A 20,076-nucleotide genomic window follows, 5' to 3' on the forward strand; every position below is an offset into this window, starting at 1 on the left:
TCATGCGTCCGGGGTGAACGAAACCGACACCCTTTCTCCCGAATCCTCGCCACTGCGCATCGCGAATTTCCGCGCCTATTTCGTCTCGCGACTGACGATGACACTGGCGCAGTATGCGATGATGCTGATTATCGGCTGGCAGACCTACAACATTGCCCGTGACAGCGGTTTGGGTGTTGCGGAGGCGTCCGGGCAGCTCGCGCTGATCGGCCTGCTGCAATTCGTGCCCCTGTTTCTGCTTACCCCGTTTTCGGGGTGGGCTGCCGATCATTTCGACCGGCGCAACGTCGCCCGGTTGACGATGCTTGCACAGCTCGGCTGCGCCGCCACCCTCACGTGGTTCACCTGGTCCGAAACGCTTACGATCACAGCGCTGTTCGGCGTGGCGATCGTGCTCGGCATAGTGCGGGCCTTCAACGGCCCGGCCCTATCCGCGCTGGCCCCCAATCTGGTACCCAAGACGATCCTGCCCAATGCCATCGCGCTCTCCAGCATCGCGTGGCAGACGGGTATGATCGTCGGACCGGCGATCGGCGGATATACCCACGCCATCTATCCGGCGCTTCCCTATGCGTTCGCCTGCGCCCTCTTCGGGGTCGCCATCACTGCCCTGTCCTTCATCGGCAAGGTCCCCCAGCCCCCTCGTGAAGCGAACAAGCGGCCGATCCATCAAATGGTCGAAGGCCTTCGCTACGTGGTGCATAACAAGATGGTTCTGGGCGCGATAACGCTCGACCTTTTTGCCGTCTTTCTCGCCGGGGCCACGGCGCTCTTCCCGGTCTTCGCACGCGATATCCTCCAGGTTGGCGAAACCGGCCTTGCCCAGCTAGCCATGGCACCTGCAGTAGGAGCCGCGCTGACGGCGCTCTGGTTCAGTTTCCGGCCCTTAAAGACCAATGTCGGCCCTCGCATGCTGTGGGCCGTCGGCATTTTCGGCATGGCCACGATCATATTCGGCTTTTCCAAATGGATGCCGCTCAGTCTGGCCATGCTCTTTATCGTAGGTGCCGCAGACATGTTCAGCGTCTACATCCGTCAGTCGCTGATCCAGTTGCACACGCCCGATGACAAGCGGGGCCGCGTCTCGTCCGTCAGCCTCTTGACCATCAGCGCCTCCAACGAATTCGGCGATTTCTTTTCCGGCAGCCTGGCCTTTCTCATCGGGCCGGTCTTCGCTGTCGTGGGTGGCGGGGTCGGCGCCATCGTCACCGTCGCCATCTGGGCCAGAATATTTCCCGTTTTGCGCACCACGCGGACCTTTGACCCGCCTGAGGAATTGCTAGACTCTCCCCCTGAAGAAAAACTGCAGGAGCAGATGCCATGAAAGCCGACTCCGTCCTCGCCACCATTGGCGGAACCCCACACATTCGCCTTTCGCGCCTTTTCCCCGACCACGAAGTCTGGGTGAAAAGCGAACGCGCCAATCCCGGCGGCTCGATCAAGGATCGCATCGGTCTGGCGATGATCGAAGATGCGGAACAGGCGGGCAAACTCAAGCCCGGCGGCACGATAATCGAACCGACGAGCGGCAATACCGGCATTGGACTTGCCATGGCCGCCGCGGTCAAAGGCTACAGGCTGGTCCTGGTTATGCCGGAAAGCATGAGCGTCGAACGTCGCCGCCTCATGCTCGCCTACGGCGCCACCTTCGATCTCACGCCCAAGGAAGGCGGCATGAAGGGAGCTATCGAGCGTGCGCAGCAGCTTGTCGAACAGACCGATGGTGCCTGGATGCCCAGCCAGTTCGATAATGACAGCAACTGGAAGGTCCATGCACGCACGACTGCAAAGGAAATCCTCGACGATTTCAGCGACGCGCCGATCGGCGCGCTGATTACCGGTGTTGGTACGGGCGGCCATCTTACCGGCTGCGCAGAAGTGCTGAAGGACGCGTGGCCTGATATGAAGGCTTTCGCCGTCGAACCCACGCTCTCTCCGGTCATCAGCGGCGGCCAGCCTGGTCCCCACCCCATTCAGGGTATCGGTGCCGGCTTCATTCCCGACAATCTGCACACGCAGGCGATCGACGGCACCATCCAGGTGGAAGCGGAAGATGCGAAGGAAATGGCTCGTCAGTGTGCCGCAAAGGAAGGCTTGCTCGTCGGTATCTCCAGCGGCGCGACGCTGGCCGCCATCAAGCAGAAGCTGAACGATCTGCCCGCAGGCACCCGGGTCCTGGGGTTCAACTACGACACCGGTGAACGTTATCTCTCGGTGCCGGATTTCCTTCCCGAATGACGGAACTCGGGAAGGTCGGATATCGCGACGGTTCGGTTGATCTGACCGCACTGCATGCACACCCGCAGGACGCGATCCGCGCCGCTGTCGCGATCTATCCGACCTTCATGAACTCGACCCCGGCGGTCGAGGTGAAGGCGCGGCAACTGGTCGATGCCGGCTACGCCGTTCTGATCGGAGATTTTTACGGGCCCGAAGCACCGGAAAATCCCGAACAGGCTTTTGCCGCGATGCGGACCTTGCGCAGCGATCCGCCAGCCATGCGCCGGCGGTTGGGGGCAACGCTCGACCTCCTACGCACCTTGCACCCGGATTTACCCCATCTGGCGATAGGCTTCTGTCTGGGGGGAATGGCGGTACTGGAAATGGCGCGCGCCGGGCAGGATCTGGTTGCCGTGTGCAGCTTCCATGGGATGCTGGAAACCTCGCTTCCCGCGCACGATCCGATAAAACCGCGCATTCTGGTGTGTCATGGTGATGCGGATTCTTTGGTTCCGCGGCCACAGGTTCTGGCCTTCTGGGAAGAAATGGACGCAATCGGGGCCGACTGGCACTTCCACAACTATGCCGGCGTTGAACATGGCTTTACCAACCCGCTTGCGCGCGACGGGACGCCAAATCCCGCATACGATCCCAGCGCCGATCGCCAGAGCCGGGCCGCAATGCACGCACTCTTCGACGAAGTGCTGGAATTGCGCAGTTAGCGCAGCAAATTACGCGCAGTATTTGGTGCGGCTGTCCTGCACCCGGCCGTAATCGCGCCTGTCCTCTTCGGAACCGACCGCGCGCAGAATGGATGCCGCGGCGACCTTGTTGCGCCCCCCGGCTTTCGCTTCGTACAGGGCGACGTCTGATCTACGGCACAGGTCGGAAAGCTGATCGGTCATTTGCAACTCGGCCACTCCGAAGGATGCCGTGACCGCTTTCTCATTGCCCAAGCGAAGGGGAAGCTTGCGCGAAATCAGCACCCTGATGTCTTCCGCTAAAGCCTGGGCCTGCGCTGCGTTGTGGCCCGGCAGCAGCATAGCAAATTCTTCGCCGCCCAACCGCGCGACCAGATCGCTCTGGCCGGACGATGCACGCAACAACGCGGCCAGGTCCGCGATCACCATATCGCCCGCGGCATGGCCGAAGCTGTCATTGATCGCCTTGAACCGATCGAGGTCGATCGTGATCAGCGCCAATGGCTGACCGTTCTTTTTTGCGTGTTCGACATAAGGCTGTCCGCGCGCTTCGAAGCCGCGACGATTGAGTACGCCCGAAAGCGGGTCCGTTTCGGAGCGGACGACCATTTCCATCGTCGTGTCGCGCATGATCACCAGCAACAGGACCAATGCCAGGGCGACGAGGACAACCGCGCCCAGTGTTTGAGAAATCGCGGCGTATTCCGAACCGAGGTAACTTTGCGGATCGGGGGCATTGTTCACTCGCGCAACAATGGCGGATTTTGACAGATAGGTGAGCGCGCCCATCGCACTGACGGCCGCCAGGAGCCTGTCGAGCGCCATACGCCTTCCGGACCGGAGCACGAGCACAACGATCAGTACATGCAGCGACACATAAGGAAGCTGGTACAGGAGCGTGCGCAGTGTCGAGCCATATGGCAGGTAGAACAGGGCCGGGATCAGCCCCAGGGCGGCAACCCAGATCGTCGCCAGAGCTATCTTCGGTCGCTTCACATCGTAATGCGTTGCGACGCCCACGACCCCAAAGGTCAGTGCAGTCAGATAGACAAGATAGATCGCCACCACGCCCACCCCCGGATGGGCCAGCGAAGGCAGAAGGAACTCCAGCGCGACATCGATTACTCCGATGCCATAGGCAGCGGCGAGCCACCGCGCACCGCGAACGGTTGGATTGGTAGATGCGACCACCGCAAATGCCACCGCAAACAGCGCCGAAACGAACATGTTGATGCTGAGGATGAAAACGGCGGTCATGAGCGGAGCCAGTCGGTAACTTCCAAGTGCGAATGCTTGGTTAAACGCGCATTAGGGTTTGACGGGATTAACGACCATGCCCTTGGAAACAATTCGGTGGAATGATTGTCCGCTCTGCGCTTCGTTCGGAGCAAGGCAGGTCAATCTGTGCTCCGACGTTCCGGTGATGAATAAGATCGAACTTCTGATCTGCGTTTTCTTACCGATGCTTAGCGGATCATGTTGGACCCGTTACTCACGAGCGCAAAAGCATTTTCCTACACTGCTGCTGTTGGGTAGATGCTGGAAGCAACTCTTTCACATCAATGAAGAAGTGACGGCGAGCCGCGCCTTTGAAATGCGTAAGTCGCATTTTCTCGCGATCGCGCTTTTAGATGTGTCGCCCATACTCGAGGAAAGGCGAAAGGTGACACACGCTTCGTCGAAAAGGTTTGTAATTCGATGATTGCAAACGGGAAATCGACCGGAGGCAGTTTTTAATTCACCCCCGGTCGGTGTCACCCGCCCTGCTGTCAGGCGGCAGTTGAGAAGGCTGCTTCGTCCAGCGCCATGAGGCTATCGGCACCGGCTTCCAGCTTGCGACGCAGCGCTCCCACGTCAGGCAGGAACCGGTCCATGTAATAGCGCGCAGTTGCCAGCTTCGCCTCATAGAACGCCTTGTCATCGGTGTCGGATGCGAGAGCTGTCTGTGCCACCTTGGCCATGCGCAGCCACATCCAGCCCAGGGTCACGATACCCATGATGTGCATGTAGTGGTGCGCGCCAGCGCCAAGATGGTTCGGGTTCTGCATGGCGTTCTGCATGAACCACATCGTTGCCGCCTGCTGTTGGCTAAGCGCTTTTTCCAGAGCTTCGGCCATTGCACCCAGATCGTCGTCGTCCTTGGCCGCTGCAATGTCGTCGCCCACCGCTTTGAAATATGCCTGGATGGCTGCCCCGCCCTTCTGCGCGAGCTTCCGACCGCACAGATCCATCGCCTGCACGCCGTTGGTGCCTTCGTAGATCTGGGCAATCCTCGCATCACGCACGAACTGGCTCATGCCCCATTCCTCGATATAGCCGTGGCCACCGAAGACCTGCTGCATGTTGGTCGCAACCTCATAGCCCTTGTCGGTGCCATATCCCTTGATGACCGGGGTCAGCAGACCGATCATCGCATCGGCTTCGGCGCGTTCCTCTTCGGTCTGCGCCTTGTGGGTCAGGTCGACGAGCAACGCCCCCCACAGCGACAGGGCGCGCATGCCTTCGGTGAAGGCCTTGGCATCCATCAGCATACGGCGAACGTCCGGGTGGACGAATATCGGGTCGGCCTGGGCTTCCGGCTCGGCGGGACCGGTCAGTGCCCGGCCCTGACGCCGGTCGAGAGCGTAGGCGACAGCGTTCTGATATGCGACTTCAGCCTGGCTGAGACCCTGCATACCGACGCCGAGGCGGGCTGCGTTCATCATGATGAACATTGCAGCCAGGCCCTTGTTCTCTTCACCGACAAGCCATCCCGTGGCGCCGTCGTAATTGAGGACGCAGGTCGAATTGGCGTGAATACCCATCTTGTGTTCGATCGAACCGCACATCACGCCATTGCGTTCGCCCACCGAACCGTCCTCGTTCACCAGGAACTTGGGCACCACGAAGAGCGAGATACCCTTCGTGCTGTCTGGCGCCCCCGGGGTCTTCGCCAGAACCAGATGGATGATGTTGTCCGAAAGATCATGCTCGCCGGCAGAAATGAAGATCTTGGTGCCGGTAATCGAGTAGCTGCCATCGCCCTTCGGCTCCGCCTTGGTGCGGATCATGCCGAGATCGGTGCCGCATTGCGGTTCGGTCAGGTTCATGGTGCCGGTCCATTCGCCGGACACCATCTTGGGCAGATACATTTCCTTCTGTTCCTGAGTGCCCTTGGCGATCAGTGCAGAAATGGCGCCATTGGTCAGGCCCGGATACATACCGAATGCCTGGTTGGCGCTGGAAATGAATTCTTCCATCACGAAGCCGAGCACATGCGGCAAGCCCTGTCCGCCAAACTCCTCGGGCTGCGCCAGCGTCCCCCATCCCGCTTCGCGGAACTGGTTGAAGGCTTCCTTGAAACCTTTCGGAGTGGTGACGGAACCGTCCTCGTGACGCGTACAGCCTTCCTGATCGCCCGACTGGTTTATGGGTGCCAGTACCTCGGCACAGAACTTGCCGCCTTCGGTGATCACGGCATCGGTTACATCGGGGCTCGCCATTTCGAAGCCCGGCAGGTTGCCGTAGCTGGCAAGATCGAGCAGTTCATTGACAAGGAAGCGGGTGTCGCGGGTCGGCGCGGTATATGTGGGCATCTGCGTGTCCTTGGTTTGAGCCTGGCCGGCATGCTGCCGGTTGGTGAAATCAATCGCGGTCGAGTGTTTCGATATGTTCGATGAAGTCGGATAGTTCGCTGATCGCGCTGTCGATATCGTCGCGCTGTTCCTTCAGCTTGGCGACATGGGTCCTGCACTTCTCGATCGTGACGCGCCGCTGTTCGACGCGACCGTCACCCAGATCGTAGAGGTCGATCATCTCGCGGATCTCGACGAGCGAGAAGCCCACGTTCTTGGCCCGCATGATCCATGCGAGTCGCGCGCGGTCCCGTTTCGAATAGATGCGGGTTAGTCCGATACGCGACGGCGCAATAAGGCCCTCGTCCTCATAGAAGCGGAGCGCCCGCGCCGTGCAGCCGAATTCGCTGGTAAGATCGGATATGGAGTATTGTTCGCGACCCAGTTCGTCGGGTCGTTCGATATGGGCGCCGGCGTGGCGGCGATCGCCAGTCGCGGCGGTGACATCCTTGGGAAGCGGCTGGTTCATGCCCTTCCAATAATCCAACGTTTACGTAAGCGTCAAGTCTTGACGGGTTCGAGAGCGTCATCCTGCAATACGCGGTAGAAGCAGCTACGGGCTCCGGTATGGCAAGTCGGCCCCGCCGGTGTGCAAGACAGAACAAACGCATCCTGATCACAGTCCACCAGTATCTCATGGACCTTGAGTATATTGCCGGAGCTTTCCCCCTTCTTCCACAACTTGCCGCGCGAGCGGGAATGGAAGTGGGCGACCCCCGTCTCTCGCGTCGCATTCAGCGCTTCGACATCCATGAAGGCTACCATGAGCACGTCGCGAGTCTCGTGGTGAACCACCACTGCACTGAGGAGGCCCTTGTCGTCGAACTTCGGCATAAAGGACCGTCCAGCTTCGCGCTCGGATCGATCGGACATGGTAGAACCTTTCAAATTGTACACCTGCGACATGCTTGTTGCACGATAACCACAAAGTCGACCCAAAATCACACACTCTTGCAGAAGTGTGTTTGAAGTCAGGCGTTTTTGAGGAACAAAAGGGTCAGCAGGCACGTGAGGCCTGCCCACCGGAGCAGCGGTGCCAGTAGAGCGCCAGGTTCAGGGGGTTAACGGATCCGCAGCCGCGATGAGGGTATGCGCGGCGCATCCGGAAACGATGAGGGATGGACCCAAGGTGCATGCTGGGGGGCTGCACCCGCGCCGCAAGGCAGGTCCGGTTATATTCGTCACGTGGCGCCCGGGATCGCAAGATCCCGGGCGTTTCCGTTATGGGTCAGCTTCGTATGGCCTAGTCGAGAACGCGCGAAAAACACGCGATCATCACGCTCTTCGCGCCAGCAGCTTTCAAGGCCTTCACACAAGCCGCGCTCGTCGCACCGCTGGTCAATACATCGTCGACCAGCACGATGTCAGCATCATTCAAAACTCGTGCGCGCTTGGGATTGATTTTCACGGCCCCGGACAGAGCCTTTGCCCTGGCCTTTCTTCCGAGACCACCAAGGCTTGGCGTGGGTTTGGTTCGAATCAATCCATCCACGCACAGGGTTCCATGTCCCATGCGGCTGAGCTGCCGTCCGAGCAACGCTGCCTGATTATAGCCCCTGTGCCACAACCTTCCGCGGTGAAGCGGAACGGGAACGATAAGCCTGAGGCCGTCTGCTCGCGGAAGCCGGGCGGCGATCAGTTTTGCAAGCATCGGCGCTAGCGCGATCCGCCGTCCGTGCTTGAACGCGAGAACGAGCTTTCGCGACGTGTCGGTATAGAGCGTTCCTGCGGCGATCCCATCGTGTTTCGGTGGATCGGCAAGGCAGGGTGCGCAGATAGCGCCATCGGTCGGACCGTTTTCGCCGAATGGGCGCTGGCACGAAGTGCAACACGGCTCCGATGGAATGACAAGATCATCCCAGCAGGTCATGCACAAACCGCCCTGCTCGCCCACTCCCCCACCGCACGCCGGACAACGGGGCGGATACACGAAGTTGAGCACGGGCGCGAAGCTGGTCGCGAGAAGGCGGCTTGTCGACACCTTCCCTTGCTGCCCGCCTTGCGCGCACCTGGCAAGCGCGGCAGGGATCGAGGCATGAATTCCTCCACGCCCCCGCGGATATTCTCTCGCGAGCGCCGTATTTCAGGCTTGCGCCGTTCCCGGGTGAGGCAGGCTCATCGCGACGCGGCGCGTTACATCATGGACGACATGGTGGAGGATATTCTCGACCGGCTCGAATTTATCCGCATGTCACCGGAACGTGCCTTGGTAATCGGCGACTGGACTGGAACTCTGGCGCTGTCGTTGCGAGGCGCCGGTTCCAACGTCGTCGAGCATGACGTTGCCACTCTTGACGAAGAGCGACCGATCAAGGGCGAACCGTTCGATCTGATCGTGAGCCTTTCTTCGGTTGACCGCGTCAACGATCTTCCTGGTGCTCTTCTCCATATGCGCAACGCCTTGGCGGATGATGGTCTGATGGTGGCCAGTTTCCTCGGGGCTGGAAGCCTTCCCAATCTGCGGCGCGCCATGATCGCGAGTGAACCGGACAAGCCCACGGCGCGGATGCATCCGCTGGTCGACAATCAGGCGGCATCCGCCCTCCTCCAGCGCGCTTTGTTCAAACGGCAGGTGGTCGACAGTCGGCGCCTGACCGTATCCTTCGCCTCGCTTGACCGGCTCGTGTCCGACCTTCGCGATCAGGGATTGGGCAGCGCGCTAGCCAATGTGCCTCCACCGCTTGGAAAAAGGGCAAAGAAGAGAGCGGACAACGCGTTCATGACCGCTGCCAACGACAAGGGCCGTGTGCTCGAAACTTTCGAGATACTGACGCTTACAGGCTGGAAAGACTAACGAAGGCTGGCTTGCGCAGCGGCCAGACGCGCAATCGGTACGCGGTAGGGGGACGCACTCACGTAGTCGAGACCGGTGCGATCGCAGAAGGCTATACTTGCCGGATCGCCGCCATGTTCGCCGCAAATACCCAGCTTCAGTCCTTCGCGCGTGGCCCTGCCCCGCTCTACCGCGAGTTCGACCAGTTGCCCGACGCCGTCGACATCGAGGCTGACGAACGGATCACGCGCAAAAATGCCTTTGTCGACGTAGGCTGTGAGGAAACGTCCAGCATCGTCGCGGCTGACCCCAAGCGTGGTCTGGGTGAGGTCATTGGTCCCGAAACTGAAGAATTCGCCGACTTCGGCTATCTCGCCCGCCATCAGGGCAGCGCGAGGCAGTTCGATCATTGTTCCGACGAGGTATTCGAGCGTCGTTCCGGTATCGGCAAACACTTCGGCCGCGACCCTGTCGACCACAGCTTTGAGCAATTCGAGTTCACGCCGCGTGGCGACTAGCGGGATCATGATTTCAGGGACAGGTGCGTCCCCGCTGTCCCTGGCGACCTGACAGGCGGCTTCGAAGATCGCGCGTGCCTGCATCTCGTAGATTTCGGGATAGGTGATCCCCAGGCGGCAACCGCGGTGGCCGAGCATGGGGTTGAATTCGTGTAATTCGCCAGCGCGCCGGCGCAGCTTCTCGATCGGCACGCCAGTTGCTTCGGCCAGTTCCTCGAACTCGGTATCGCCGTGCGGCAGGAATTCGTGCAGCGGCGGGTCGAGCAGGCGGATAGTGCATGGCAGGCCTGCCATCACTTCAAAGATGGTCACGAAGTCGCTGCGCTGTTCCGGCAGCAGCTTGTCGAGCGCGGCACGGCGGCCCTTTTCGGTATCGGCCAGGATCATTTCGCGCACGGCGCTGATCCGGCCGGCATCGAAGAACATGTGCTCGGTCCGGCAAAGGCCGATGCCTTCGGCGCCGAACTGACGCGCCATGCGGCATTCGGTTTCGGTCTCGGCATTGGTGCGCACGCGCATACGGCGGTGCCTGTCGGCCCATTCCATCAAGGTACCGAAATCGCCGGCAAGTTCGGGTTCGATGGTTGCGACCTCGCCCGCCATGACCTGACCATTCGCGCCGTCGATGGTGATGATATCGCCTTCGGAAAGTTCGCGATCGCCGATGCTCAGTGTGCGCCCTTCCCTTGCGATCGAGACCTGCGAAGCGCCCGATACGCACGGACGACCCATTCCGCGTGCAACCACGGCCGCATGGCTGGTCATTCCGCCGCGTGCCGTCAAAATCCCGGTTGCGGCGTGCATTCCGTGAATATCTTCCGGTGAGGTTTCAACACGAACCAGAATGACCTTCTCGCCGCGATTGGCCCAAAGTTCGGCCGTATCCGCATCTAGAACGATCTTGCCGCTTGCGGCACCCGGCGATGCAGGAAGGCCGGTTGTCAGAACATCACGCGGAGCATCGGGATCGAGCGTTGGGTGCAGCAATTGGTCGAGCGCCATCGGATCGACGCGCAGGATGGCGGTTTTCTCGTCGATCAGCCCTTCGGCCACCATGTCGACGGCCATCTTCAGCGCGGCCTTGGCCGTCCGCTTGCCGTTGCGCGTCTGCAGGAGCCAGAGCTTGCCCTGCTGCACGGTAAATTCGATATCCTGCATGTCGGTGTAATGCCGTTCCAGCAGATCGAACAGATGCGACAGTTCGGCAAACGCTTCGGGCATGGCTTCTTCCATGCTCGGTTTGTCTGCCCCGGCGGCTTCACGACGCGCCCTGGTGAGATATTGCGGCGTGCGGATGCCCGCGACCACATCTTCGCCCTGCGCATTGACCAGCCATTCGCCGTAATAGGCCTTTTCACCGGTCGACGGATCGCGCGTGAACGCAACGCCGGTAGCGCTGGTATCGCCCATGTTGCCGAATACCATCGCCTGCACGTTCACCGCCGTGCCCATGTCATGCGGAATGTCGTTCAGGCGCCGATAGACCTTGGCGCGCTCGGTATCCCAGCTGTCGAAGACGGCGCTGATTGCGCCCCATAGCTGTTCGATAGGATCCTGAGGGAAAGGAGAGCCGAGTTCTTCTTCGACAATGGACTTGTACTGCGCGACGAGCGTCTTCCACTCGTCGGCGGAAAGCTCGGTATCCGCGTAATAACCGTTGTCTTCCTTGGCGATTTCCAGCGCTTCTTCGAACAGGCCGTGATCAACCCCGAGGACCACATCACCGTACATCTGGATGAAGCGGCGGTAGCTGTCCCACGCGAAACGTTCATCGCCGGACGTCCTTGCAAGGCCTTCGACCGTCTCGTCGTTCAGGCCGAGGTTGAGAACGGTGTCCATCATGCCCGGCATGGAAATGGCCGCGCCCGACCGGACCGACACGAGCAGCGGATCGGCAGCATTGCCAAAGCCCTTGCCCACCGTTTCTTCGACGTGGCGAAGTGCGTCCGCGACGTCCGCCCGCAACTTTTCGGAGAAGTCCGAACCGCCTGCGAGATATTCGAGGCATTCTTCGGTGGCGATGGTGAAACCGGGGGGAACCGGCAGGCCGATGCTGGCCATCTCGGCCAGGTTCGCCCCCTTGCCGCCGGTGACGGTCTTGTCCTTCTGTCGTGCATTCGAATGCGGAGCGTTGCCGCCGAAGGTGAAGACCGTATCGTTCATTCTAATCCCTGCTTATCCGAGACATGGACCGCCTGTTACACGGTCCAAGGGGGAAAAAGTCATCCCTCGATGCGAGAGAAATCTGCCACTTGGTGCACTGCAGCGCGAAAACGCGCAAGCAGGTCGAGCCGATGGGCGCGCTTGTTTTCTTCATCCGCGTTTACCGTCACTTCATCGAAGAAGCGATCGATCGGTGCGCGCAGAGAAGCAAGTGCAGCCATTGCGCCGGAGAAGTCTTCCGCATCAATGGCTCGTGTCGCTGCAGGTTCCGATGATTCCAGCGCGTCCATAAGAGCCTTTTCGGCCGGTTCCGGAGTGTAGGAAAGCTCTTTTGCGTGGCGCTCATTCATCTTGGCCTGGATCACGGCTTTCATGTCGGGATCGTCGACAAGCGCAAGAGGATCTTCTTCGCCTGTGCGGGCGATTTCGCCTTCGCTGCCGTGCCAGTCTTCCTTCTTGAGGATGTTGGCGGCGCGCTTGTAACCGGCGAGCAAGTTGGCACCGTCTTCGGTACCGAGAAACGCGGTAAGCGCCCTCGCCCGGCTTTCGACGCGGTCGACACGCATGTCGGGCCGCCCCTGCCAGCTACGCGATGCCTGAATATAGTCATGCCGCACACCTTCATCACGAAGCTGCACCGCGAGACGGTCCAGGAGAAATTCGCCCAGTTTCTCTGGCAAACCTGCAACGCGCTGGCTTGCCCAGGCGTGGACCACCTGATCCAGCTCAAGCTTGAGTCCATTCGCCTGAACCAGCCTCAGATAGCCGAGCGCGGCCCGGCGCAGTGCAAAGGGATCCTTCGATCCGGTCGGCAGGATGCCGATGCGGAAAAAGCTGAGCAGATTGTCGAGCTTATCCGCGAGGCTTACTGCGACCGTTGTCGGCGCAGTCGGCACCTCGTCGCTCGCACCGACGGGCTTGTAATGATCGCGAATGGCCTCGGACACTTCTAGCGGGAGACCTTCGGCCTTGGCATAATAGCCACCCATCAGGCCCTGCAGTTCAGGGAACTCGCCGACCATTTCGGTTACGAGATCGGCCTTGCTCAATTCGGCTGCCTGTCGTGCGAGCTTATGATCGCCATTCGGGGCCTTGGCATCGAACACCAGCCAATCGGCCAGCTTGGCCACCCGGTCGACCTTGTCGGCGACGGTGCCCAGCTTCTCGTGGAAGGTGATCCGCTCCAGACCCTTCGCGTGCTGGGCGAGGGTCTTCTTGCGGTCGACATCCCAGAAAAAACGCGCGTCCGACAGGCGGGCGGCGAGCACCTTGCGGTTGCCGTCGACCACGCGTGTGCCGCCGTCTTCGGCCTCGATATTGGCGGTGCAGATGAAGGCGTTGGCGAGTTCGCCCTTGTCGTCCTCGCAGACGAAATATTTCTGGTTCACGCGGGCGGTGAGCTGGATCGTCTCGGGCGGAACCTCAAGGAAGTCTTCCTCGAACCGCCCGAGCAGCGGGACGGGCCACTCAGTGAGGCCGGCGTTCTCGACGACCAGCCCTTCATCCTCGACCAGCTTGAGGGCAGCTTCGGACGCAACCTTGGCAGCGCCCGAACGGATCAGGTCCTGCCGTTCCTCGTGATCGACGATCACATGCGCGGCGCGCAGTTTCACCGCATAATCTTCAGCATTGCCGATGGTGATGTCGCCGGAATGGTGGAAGCGGTGGCCGAGCGTGACCGCGCCCGAGGTGACGCCATGTACCTCGCAGTCGACCACATCGTCCCCCAGCAGCGCAACGATTCCCGATAACGGACGGACCCAGCGCAGGCTTTCGGTGCTGATCGAGGCCGCGCCCCAGCGCATCGACTTGGGCCAGCTGAAATCGCGAACGATCGCGGGTATTGCCTCGGCGAGCAGGTCCTTGGTCGCGCGGCCGGGCACGTTCTTGATGGCGAAATAGGTCTCGCGGCCCTTCACTTCGCGGATCTCGAGGTCGGCCTTTTCGACCCCGGCCTTGCGGCAGAAGCCTTCGAGCGCCTGATCGGGCGCGCCCACTGGTGGGCCCTTCAGTTCTTCGCTTACGGCCTCGGTTGCCTCGGGAAGAGCGCGGGCAATCAATGCGAGACGGCGCGGGGTCGACCACACAGTGATCTCACCTGCGGAAATGCCCGCCGCGTCCAGCTCGCGCCGGAACAGTTTTTCCAGTTCGGCGCGCGCGCCTGCCTGCATGCGCGCCGGGATCTCTTCGCTGCGCAGTTCGAGGAGAAAGTCGCTCATTTCGACCACTCCGGATACTTCTCTGCCCAGACGGGCGCTTCCTTCGCCATGTGCGCTTCGCAAGACCCGCGCGCGAGATCGCGGACGCGGCCCATGTAGCTGGCCCGTTCCTGCACACTGATCACGCCGCGCGCCTGCAACAGGTTGAAGATGTGGCTCGCCTCCACGGCCTGTTCGTAAGCGGCGATCGGCACTTCATTCGCGAGCGCGTTCTTGCATTCCGCTTCGGCCTTGTTGAACAGGTCGAACAGAGCATCAGTCTCGGCGACCTCGAAGTTCCATTTCGACATCTGCTTCTCGTTCTCGAGAAACACGTCGCCATAAGAAACGAGTCTTTCGCGTCCTACCGCTTCGTTACTTGAGGACGTGCCCCCATTGAAGTTGAGATCATAGACGTTGTCGACGCCCTGGATGTACATGGCCAGCCGTTCGAGCCCGTAGGTCAGCTCGCCCGCCACCGGCTTGCAATCGAAGCCGCCCATCTGCTGGAAATAGGTGAACTGGGTAACTTCCATCCCGTCGCACCAGACCTCCCAGCCCAGCCCCCACGCGCCCAGCGTCGGGCTTTCCCAGTCGTCCTCGACGAAGCGGATGTCGTGTTTCAGCGGATCGATGCCGATCACTTCAAGGCTCTTGAGATAGAGATCCTGAATGTCGGGCGGGCTCGGCTTCAGGATCACCTGATACTGGTAGTAATGCTGCAGCCTGTTCGGATTCTCGCCATAGCGACCATCGGTCGGGCGGCGGCAGGGCTGCACGAAGGCGGCGTTCCACGGTTCGGGCCCCAGCGCGCGCAAGGTGGTCGCGGTGTGGAACGTCCCGGCGCCCATGCGCATGTCGTAGGGCTGGAGGATGAGGCACCCCTGTGCACTCCAGAAATCGTGGAGGGCGAGGATCATGTCCTGGAAGGAATTCTGCGGATTGCGGTCCATGGCGCGGGGCAATGGCGCAAGCGCGAAAATGCGTCAATGCCACAGCGTCGTGCCTTCGGTGCCTTTCGCGTGCGGGTTGCTTTGCAAGAGGCCGTGCCGCCCGCTATCCCTGTGTCAATCAACAGGGAATCACATAATATGAAACGCCTTACTTCGGGCCCGCTGTCGGGCTGCCTTCTGTCGCTTGCACTTCTGCTGCAGGGGTGTGCCGCCCATTCGCAGGAAAATGTTGCCACCGCGCCCGTGGCGGATGGGCGGACAGGCGATGGCCCGGGCCTGTGGAAGGTGGCGGATGAGGATACGACGATCTATCTGTTCGGCACGGTTCACGCCCTGCCCGATAGCGTCGACTGGTATCAGGGACCGATCGAAAGCGCGCTTGCGGAAACGCAGGAACTCGTAACCGAGATTCCGAGCTCCGAAACGCAGGACCCGGCATCGCAGCAGATGGTGATGTCCAAGGCGATCCTGCCGGCAGATCAGTCGCTGCGCGAAATGCTCAGCGATAGCGACCGCACCACATACGAAGCGGCGCTGACCAAGCTGGAGATGCCGCCCGCAGCGTTTGACCGTTTCGAACCGTGGTTTGCCGGAATGACGCTGTCGGTGCTGCCGTTGATAAAGGCGGGGTACAGTGCCGAAAGCGGCGTGGAAGCCAAGCTGGAGCAGCTCGCCCCAGCTTCGGCCGCCCGCGGAGCGCTGGAAACCATGGAATGGCAGATCGGCTTGTTCGATTCCCTGCCCAAGGAATCCCAGACCGCCTTCCTCATGGTGTCGGCAGAAAATATCGATCGCATCGTGCCCATGATGGACAGCATGGTCGCCGAATGGCTGGCCGGCGATGCGGACGGGCTGGCCGAGCTAATGAACGAAGGCCTGACCGATCCGGCGCTGGCGGATGCCCTGCTCTACAAACGCAACGAAAACTGGGCCGAGTGGATCAATACCCGCCTCGAGCGCCCTGGTACCGTGTTCATCGCAGTTGGCGCGGGGCATCTTGCAGGTCAGAAAAGCGTGCAGGATTTCCTGACACAGCGCGGTCTGACCGTTGATCGCGTACAGTAACGTTCGAGCTTAGCGGGTTTTTTGTGAAACGCGGCTTCCTGACGACCATCTGCCTCGCGCTGTCCGTGCTGATCGCGGCATGCGGTTCGCAACCGGATATCGGCAAAGCGGAGGGACCGCACCCGGCCCTGTGGGAAATCGTGAATGGCTCCGGCTCGGTGGAAGGCTGGATGTTCGGGACCATTCACGCCCTTCCCGACGGCACCAAATGGCGTTCGCCCAGACTGGCCGAGGTTATCGACAACGCCGATACGCTGGTGGTCGAGGTCGCCAATCTGGAAGACGGTGCGGAACTGTCCCGGCTGTTCGGCGAGATGGCGTTCGATCAGCCCACCGGCCCTTTGGAAAATCGCATCGACCCGCAATTTCGGGACGAGTTCGAAACGCTGCTGGCGAAGGCAAAAGTCCGGCGCAACCATTTCGATTCGATGGAAAGTTGGGCGGCCGCTCTGGCACTGTCTCAGGTGGCGCAGTCCAATAAGTCGCAGAATGGTGCCGATCGCGCGCTACTGACCGCCTTTGACGGGCGCGAAATCGTGGAATTGGAGGGGGCGCGAAAACAGCTGGCAATCTTCGACAGGCTTCCCGAATCCGAGCAGCGCGACCTGCTGAATGCCGTGCTTGAGGAATCGAGCGAGTATGGCGATGGCCGGGGGGCTCTGGCCGAAGCCTGGCTTGCCGGCGATCTAGACCAGCTAACGCAACTGACGCGACGCGGGGTTCTGGCTGATCCCGAACTCGAGAAAGCCCTGCTGCACGACCGTAATGCGAGCTGGGCGGCACAGATCGAGAATTTGCTGTCTGCTGAGGATAAGCCGCTGATTGCGGTCGGCGCCGGGCACCTTCTGGGGGAAGGCGGCCTACCGGCAATATTGCAGGAACGCGGCTATACCGTCAGGCGAATCGAATAGCCGGACAGGCCGGTTAAGGCTTGCCTTTCCCCCGCTTCGTGCTATCGGCGCGCCCTTCGGCACCATGGTCATCCCTGGAGGTGTGGTGGACCGAGCAACCAATATGCATTCGAAAGGTATGTGACATGAGCGACGCTCTGACCCTGCCGGCCGAGGCGCGCGAACGGGCTGGCAAGGGAGCCTCCCGTCAACTGCGCCGCGATGGCCGCGTCCCCGCCGTGATTTACGGCGGCAAGGAAGAACCCACCCTGATCCATGTTGAAGCCAAGGAGCTGATCAAGCAGCTCGACAGCGGCCACTTCATGAATTCGATCGTCGAAATCGAACTGGGCGGCAAGAAATTCCGCACACTTCCCAAGGACGTAGCGCTTCACCCGGTCACAGACCGTCCGGAACATGCCGACTTCCTGCGCCTCTCGAAGGGTGCCAAGGTCGAAGTCCAGGTTCCGGTTGTCTTCACGCATGAAGAAGCCTCGCCGGGCCTCAAGAAGGGCGGCGTGCTCAACATCGTCCGCCACGAGCTTGAACTTGTCTGCGATGCCGACAAGATCCCGAGCGAAATCGAAATCGACGTCACCGGCAAGGAAGTCGGCGATTCGATCCACATCAGCGAAGTCGCACTGCCGGCAGGCAGCGAAAGCGCGATCACGGATCGCGACTTCACCATCGCTACGCTCGTTGCTCCTTCGGCTCTCAAGAAGTCCGAAGGCGATACGACCAGCGCCGACGCAGCCGATGTTCCTGCAACCGAGCAGGATGCTGGCGAAGGCGACGAAGAGAATACCGAGGAAGAAGGCGGCGAGGACTAATCCTTCCGCCCTTACCGGGGTTTCACGAAGCGCCGGTCCCGCAAGGGGCCGGCGTTTTGCTTTTGAGGTGAGCGAAGCTAGAGGAGCCGCATGCAAATCTGGACAGGCCTAGGAAATCCCGGACCGCAATATGCGATGAACCGGCACAATGTCGGCTTCATGGCGGTGGACGTGATCGCCGACATGTATGATTTCGGCCCCGTTCAGAAGAAATTTTCCGGGTGGGTACAGGAAGGGCGGATCGGGTCCGAGAAGATTCTGCTTCTGAAGCCCGCCACCTTCATGAACGAGAGCGGCCGTGCTGCAGGCGAGGCATTGCGGTTTTACAAGCTGGAGCCCGATGCACTCACAGTCTTTCACGATGAACTCGATCTGGCACCGTTCAAGGTAAAGGTCCGTGTCGGTGGCGGACTGGCAGGCCATAACGGTCTCAAATCGATCAATCAGCACCTGGGGCCCGACTTCCGCCGGGTACGAATTGGCATCGGTCATCCCGGTACCAAAGAGCGCGTCCACGGCCACGTTCTGGGCAATTACGCGAAAGCTGAAATGGATCCGCTGACCGACATGCTTGCCGGGATCGCCGCCGAAGCCAAGTGGCTCGCCGCAGGGGATGACGCACGCTTCATGAGCGATCTCGCCTTGCGGATCTGACTAACTTACGCTGCACTGCGATAAACTGTCCCGGCAAGAGACAGCTTGAAGCCGGCAGTCGATTTTCGTCCTCCGAACACTAGTCCCCTATCCAGATTGTTCAGGGATTTCATCATGCGCTTAGTTCAGACGGCTCTCCTTTCCGCTACCTTGCTTGCCTCGGCCACCTCGGCAGCGGCCATGACCCGTCCGCCTAGCGATACGGGTGGCAGCAGCAGCAGCGGTGGGACTTCCGTGCCAGAACCCGGCGCGCTCGCGATGATGGGAACCGGCGTTGCAGGCTATGGCGCGGCCGTCGCGCTCTACCGCCGCAAAAAGCGCAACGAAAAGCGCTGAGACATTCGGCGGTTCCGCTATGGGACCGCCAAGGCAACCGCTATCTGACCGGTCGGCTCAGACTTTTTCACGATCCTGACGACGCGCTGGCCAATTGAGCGGTGCCGCGGCATCATGCCTGTGAAGGAGACCAGTCATGACCGATCTTACTCGCCGGACCTTGCTCGCGGGCGCCGCGGCAACGGGCGCGCTCGCTGCTACGGCCTCGCTCGCTCAGGACGATAAGCTAGACACCCCTCCTGATCTGACCGGGCAGGCAATCCTGATTACCGGGACCTCGTCCGGCTTCGGTCGACGGGCGAGCGAGCTGTTTGCCCGGGCTGGCGCCACGGTCTTCGCTACCATGCGCAATACGCCGCGGCCCGAAGCGGATGAATTGCAACAATTGGCGCGCGACGAAGGTCTGGATATCCGGGTATTGCGGCTCGACGTTCTGCTCGACGATGAGGTTGCGGAAGCGATTGCGACAGCAGAGCGAGAAATTGGACGCGGGATCGACGTTCTGGTCAATAATGCCGGTGTCGGCATTACGGGCCCTGTCGAGGTTCAGGACATGGAGGCAACCAAGCTCGCTTTCGATACCAATGTGCTTGGTTATCACCGGCTTGTCCGCGCTGTCCTACCCGGAATGCGTGCGCGCAAACAGGGTCATATCTTTGCTGTTTCAAGCCAGCTCGGCCGGGTAATGGTCCCCTATTCCGGGCACTATTCCGCAACGAAGTTCGCGGTCGAAGCCATGTTCGAGCAGCTAGCCTACGAACTGGTACCGCATAATATCGGCGTCACGATAATCGAGCCGGGCGGCTATCCGACAAAGGTTTGGGTCAACCGAAATCGATATTCGCAGGACCTCAAGAATCGCGCGTCTCAAATTCATCTCGATGGCTACCCGCAAATCGTCGCGACCATGGGAACTGAGGACGGATCGGGACGCCAAGCAGATCCAATGGACGTCCCACGCGCCATGGCCAGGGTGCTTGCCATGGCGCCAGGCACTCGCCCCGTGCGCCTGCCAGTCAGTGCGGGAAGCATTCCGCAAGTCGCGATCAACGAGGTTTGCGCCGAGACCCAGGTCGGGTGGTTGGGGGAAAGCGGCTACGGCTCGCTGATCAAGACCGTCCACAACGTCTGACGCTATGGCAATTCGTGTGGGGTGCGGCT

Annotated in this window: 18 protein-coding genes; 10 read left to right on the forward strand and 8 right to left on the reverse strand. The window is 60.8% G+C overall.

What is annotated here, in order from left to right:
• The first annotated feature begins 13 nt into the window (after positions 1-13).
• The 3 genes from K3177_RS12090 to K3177_RS12100 are packed head-to-tail and all read left to right on the forward strand — an operon-like array spanning position 14 to position 2,942.
• Positions 14-1,324 (forward strand): MFS transporter, encoded by a 1,311-nt coding sequence (locus K3177_RS12090; RefSeq protein ID WP_221598446.1) that lies wholly within the window; start codon positions 14-16, stop codon positions 1,322-1,324.
• Positions 1,321-2,238, forward strand: a complete 918-nt coding sequence (gene cysK, locus K3177_RS12095; protein ID WP_221598447.1) for a cysteine synthase A — start codon at positions 1,321-1,323, stop codon at positions 2,236-2,238. The genes K3177_RS12090 and cysK overlap by 4 nt, the downstream gene beginning before the upstream one ends.
• Complete coding sequence (locus K3177_RS12100; protein WP_221598448.1) at positions 2,235-2,942, forward strand: dienelactone hydrolase family protein; 708 nt, start codon at positions 2,235-2,237, stop codon at positions 2,940-2,942. The genes cysK and K3177_RS12100 overlap by 4 nt, the downstream gene beginning before the upstream one ends.
• A gap of 9 nt (positions 2,943-2,951) precedes the next feature.
• On the opposite strand, the gene K3177_RS12105 is transcribed toward K3177_RS12100, so the two are convergent.
• The 5 genes from K3177_RS12105 to K3177_RS12125 form a co-directional block, all read right to left on the reverse strand.
• Entirely contained in the window at positions 2,952-4,178 is a 1,227-nt protein-coding gene (locus K3177_RS12105; protein WP_221598449.1) for a GGDEF domain-containing protein, read from the reverse strand.
• A gap of 512 nt (positions 4,179-4,690) precedes the next feature.
• Positions 4,691-6,496, reverse strand: a complete 1,806-nt coding sequence (locus tag K3177_RS12110; RefSeq protein WP_221598450.1) for an acyl-CoA dehydrogenase C-terminal domain-containing protein — start codon at positions 6,494-6,496, stop codon at positions 4,691-4,693.
• 49 nt (positions 6,497-6,545) lie between these two features.
• The gene (locus K3177_RS12115) at positions 6,546-7,004 is read right to left on the reverse strand and encodes a MerR family transcriptional regulator (protein ID WP_103024969.1); all 459 of its coding nucleotides are present in this window, start codon (positions 7,002-7,004) and stop codon (positions 6,546-6,548) included.
• Positions 7,005-7,036: 32 nt separating this feature from the next.
• On the reverse strand, positions 7,037-7,408 hold the full coding sequence (hisI, locus tag K3177_RS12120) for a phosphoribosyl-AMP cyclohydrolase (RefSeq protein WP_221598451.1): 372 nt from the start codon (positions 7,406-7,408) through the stop codon (positions 7,037-7,039).
• A gap of 370 nt (positions 7,409-7,778) precedes the next feature.
• Complete coding sequence (locus K3177_RS12125) at positions 7,779-8,516, reverse strand: ComF family protein (RefSeq protein WP_221598452.1); 738 nt, start codon at positions 8,514-8,516, stop codon at positions 7,779-7,781.
• Between the two features lie 54 nt (positions 8,517-8,570).
• On the opposite strand from K3177_RS12125, the gene K3177_RS12130 reads away from it, so the two are divergent.
• Positions 8,571-9,329: a class I SAM-dependent methyltransferase gene (locus K3177_RS12130; protein WP_221598453.1), complete on the forward strand. Its 759-nt coding sequence runs from the start codon at positions 8,571-8,573 to the stop codon at positions 9,327-9,329.
• On the opposite strand, the gene ppdK is transcribed toward K3177_RS12130, so the two are convergent.
• Genes ppdK through K3177_RS12145 form a run of 3 tightly spaced genes read right to left on the reverse strand, consistent with a single transcriptional unit; the run spans position 9,326 to position 15,140 of the window.
• The gene (ppdK, locus tag K3177_RS12135; RefSeq protein WP_221598454.1) at positions 9,326-11,989 is read right to left on the reverse strand and encodes a pyruvate, phosphate dikinase; all 2,664 of its coding nucleotides are present in this window, start codon (positions 11,987-11,989) and stop codon (positions 9,326-9,328) included. The two genes, K3177_RS12130 and ppdK, sit on opposite strands and share 4 nt — an antisense overlap.
• 59 nt (positions 11,990-12,048) lie before the next feature.
• The gene (glyS, locus tag K3177_RS12140; RefSeq protein WP_221598455.1) at positions 12,049-14,208 is read right to left on the reverse strand and encodes a glycine--tRNA ligase subunit beta; all 2,160 of its coding nucleotides are present in this window, start codon (positions 14,206-14,208) and stop codon (positions 12,049-12,051) included.
• Positions 14,205-15,140, reverse strand: coding sequence for a glycine--tRNA ligase subunit alpha (locus K3177_RS12145; protein WP_103024965.1), 936 nt, complete (start codon positions 15,138-15,140; stop codon positions 14,205-14,207). Before K3177_RS12145 ends, glyS begins: the two co-directional genes overlap by 4 nt.
• 138 nt (positions 15,141-15,278) lie before the next feature.
• On the opposite strand from K3177_RS12145, the gene K3177_RS12150 reads away from it, so the two are divergent.
• The 6 genes from K3177_RS12150 (at position 15,279) to K3177_RS12175 (ending at position 20,047) form a co-directional block, all read left to right on the forward strand.
• Positions 15,279-16,205: a TraB/GumN family protein gene (locus tag K3177_RS12150; protein WP_221598456.1), complete on the forward strand. Its 927-nt coding sequence runs from the start codon at positions 15,279-15,281 to the stop codon at positions 16,203-16,205.
• A gap of 23 nt (positions 16,206-16,228) precedes the next feature.
• Complete coding sequence (locus K3177_RS12155; protein ID WP_221598457.1) at positions 16,229-17,116, forward strand: TraB/GumN family protein; 888 nt, start codon at positions 16,229-16,231, stop codon at positions 17,114-17,116.
• A 125-nt stretch (positions 17,117-17,241) separates the two neighbouring features.
• Positions 17,242-17,925, forward strand: coding sequence for a 50S ribosomal protein L25/general stress protein Ctc (locus K3177_RS12160; RefSeq protein ID WP_103024962.1), 684 nt, complete (start codon positions 17,242-17,244; stop codon positions 17,923-17,925).
• A 90-nt stretch (positions 17,926-18,015) separates the two neighbouring features.
• A complete protein-coding gene (gene pth / locus K3177_RS12165; protein WP_221598458.1) occupies positions 18,016-18,579 on the forward strand; it encodes an aminoacyl-tRNA hydrolase in 564 nt (187 codons plus the stop codon).
• 114 nt (positions 18,580-18,693) lie between these two features.
• Positions 18,694-18,915: a PEP-CTERM sorting domain-containing protein gene (locus K3177_RS12170; RefSeq protein ID WP_196846194.1), complete on the forward strand. Its 222-nt coding sequence runs from the start codon at positions 18,694-18,696 to the stop codon at positions 18,913-18,915.
• A 136-nt stretch (positions 18,916-19,051) separates the two neighbouring features.
• On the forward strand, positions 19,052-20,047 hold the full coding sequence (locus tag K3177_RS12175) for an SDR family oxidoreductase (protein WP_221598459.1): 996 nt from the start codon (positions 19,052-19,054) through the stop codon (positions 20,045-20,047).
• Positions 20,048-20,076: the final 29 nt, after the last annotated feature.

Origin of the sequence: Qipengyuania pacifica, from assembly GCF_019711555.1 — a bacterium.
Taxonomy (GTDB): domain Bacteria; phylum Pseudomonadota; class Alphaproteobacteria; order Sphingomonadales; family Sphingomonadaceae; genus Qipengyuania; species Qipengyuania pacifica.

Bases quoted from the DNA above. Each gene is read 5' to 3' on its own strand.
- cysK (WP_221598447.1), top strand. From the start codon at position 1,321: ATGAAAGCCGACTCCGTCCTCGCCACCATTGGCGGAACCCCACACATT.
- K3177_RS12170 (WP_196846194.1), top strand. From the start codon at position 18,694: ATGCGCTTAGTTCAGACGGCTCTCCTTTCCGCTACCTTGCTTGCCTCG.
- K3177_RS12105 (WP_221598449.1), bottom strand. From the start codon at position 4,178: ATGACCGCCGTTTTCATCCTCAGCATCAACATGTTCGTTTCGGCGCTG.
- K3177_RS12145 (WP_103024965.1), bottom strand. From the start codon at position 15,140: ATGGACCGCAATCCGCAGAATTCCTTCCAGGACATGATCCTCGCCCTC.
- pth (WP_221598458.1), top strand. From the start codon at position 18,016: ATGCAAATCTGGACAGGCCTAGGAAATCCCGGACCGCAATATGCGATG.
- K3177_RS12130 (WP_221598453.1), top strand. From the start codon at position 8,571: ATGAATTCCTCCACGCCCCCGCGGATATTCTCTCGCGAGCGCCGTATT.
- glyS (WP_221598455.1), bottom strand. From the start codon at position 14,208: ATGAGCGACTTTCTCCTCGAACTGCGCAGCGAAGAGATCCCGGCGCGC.
- K3177_RS12175 (WP_221598459.1), top strand. From the start codon at position 19,052: ATGACCGATCTTACTCGCCGGACCTTGCTCGCGGGCGCCGCGGCAACG.
- K3177_RS12150 (WP_221598456.1), top strand. From the start codon at position 15,279: ATGAAACGCCTTACTTCGGGCCCGCTGTCGGGCTGCCTTCTGTCGCTT.
- K3177_RS12110 (WP_221598450.1), bottom strand. From the start codon at position 6,496: ATGCCCACATATACCGCGCCGACCCGCGACACCCGCTTCCTTGTCAAT.
- ppdK (WP_221598454.1), bottom strand. From the start codon at position 11,989: ATGAACGATACGGTCTTCACCTTCGGCGGCAACGCTCCGCATTCGAAT.
- hisI (WP_221598451.1), bottom strand. From the start codon at position 7,408: ATGTCCGATCGATCCGAGCGCGAAGCTGGACGGTCCTTTATGCCGAAG.
- K3177_RS12115 (WP_103024969.1), bottom strand. From the start codon at position 7,004: ATGAACCAGCCGCTTCCCAAGGATGTCACCGCCGCGACTGGCGATCGC.
- K3177_RS12160 (WP_103024962.1), top strand. From the start codon at position 17,242: ATGAGCGACGCTCTGACCCTGCCGGCCGAGGCGCGCGAACGGGCTGGC.
- K3177_RS12100 (WP_221598448.1), top strand. From the start codon at position 2,235: ATGACGGAACTCGGGAAGGTCGGATATCGCGACGGTTCGGTTGATCTG.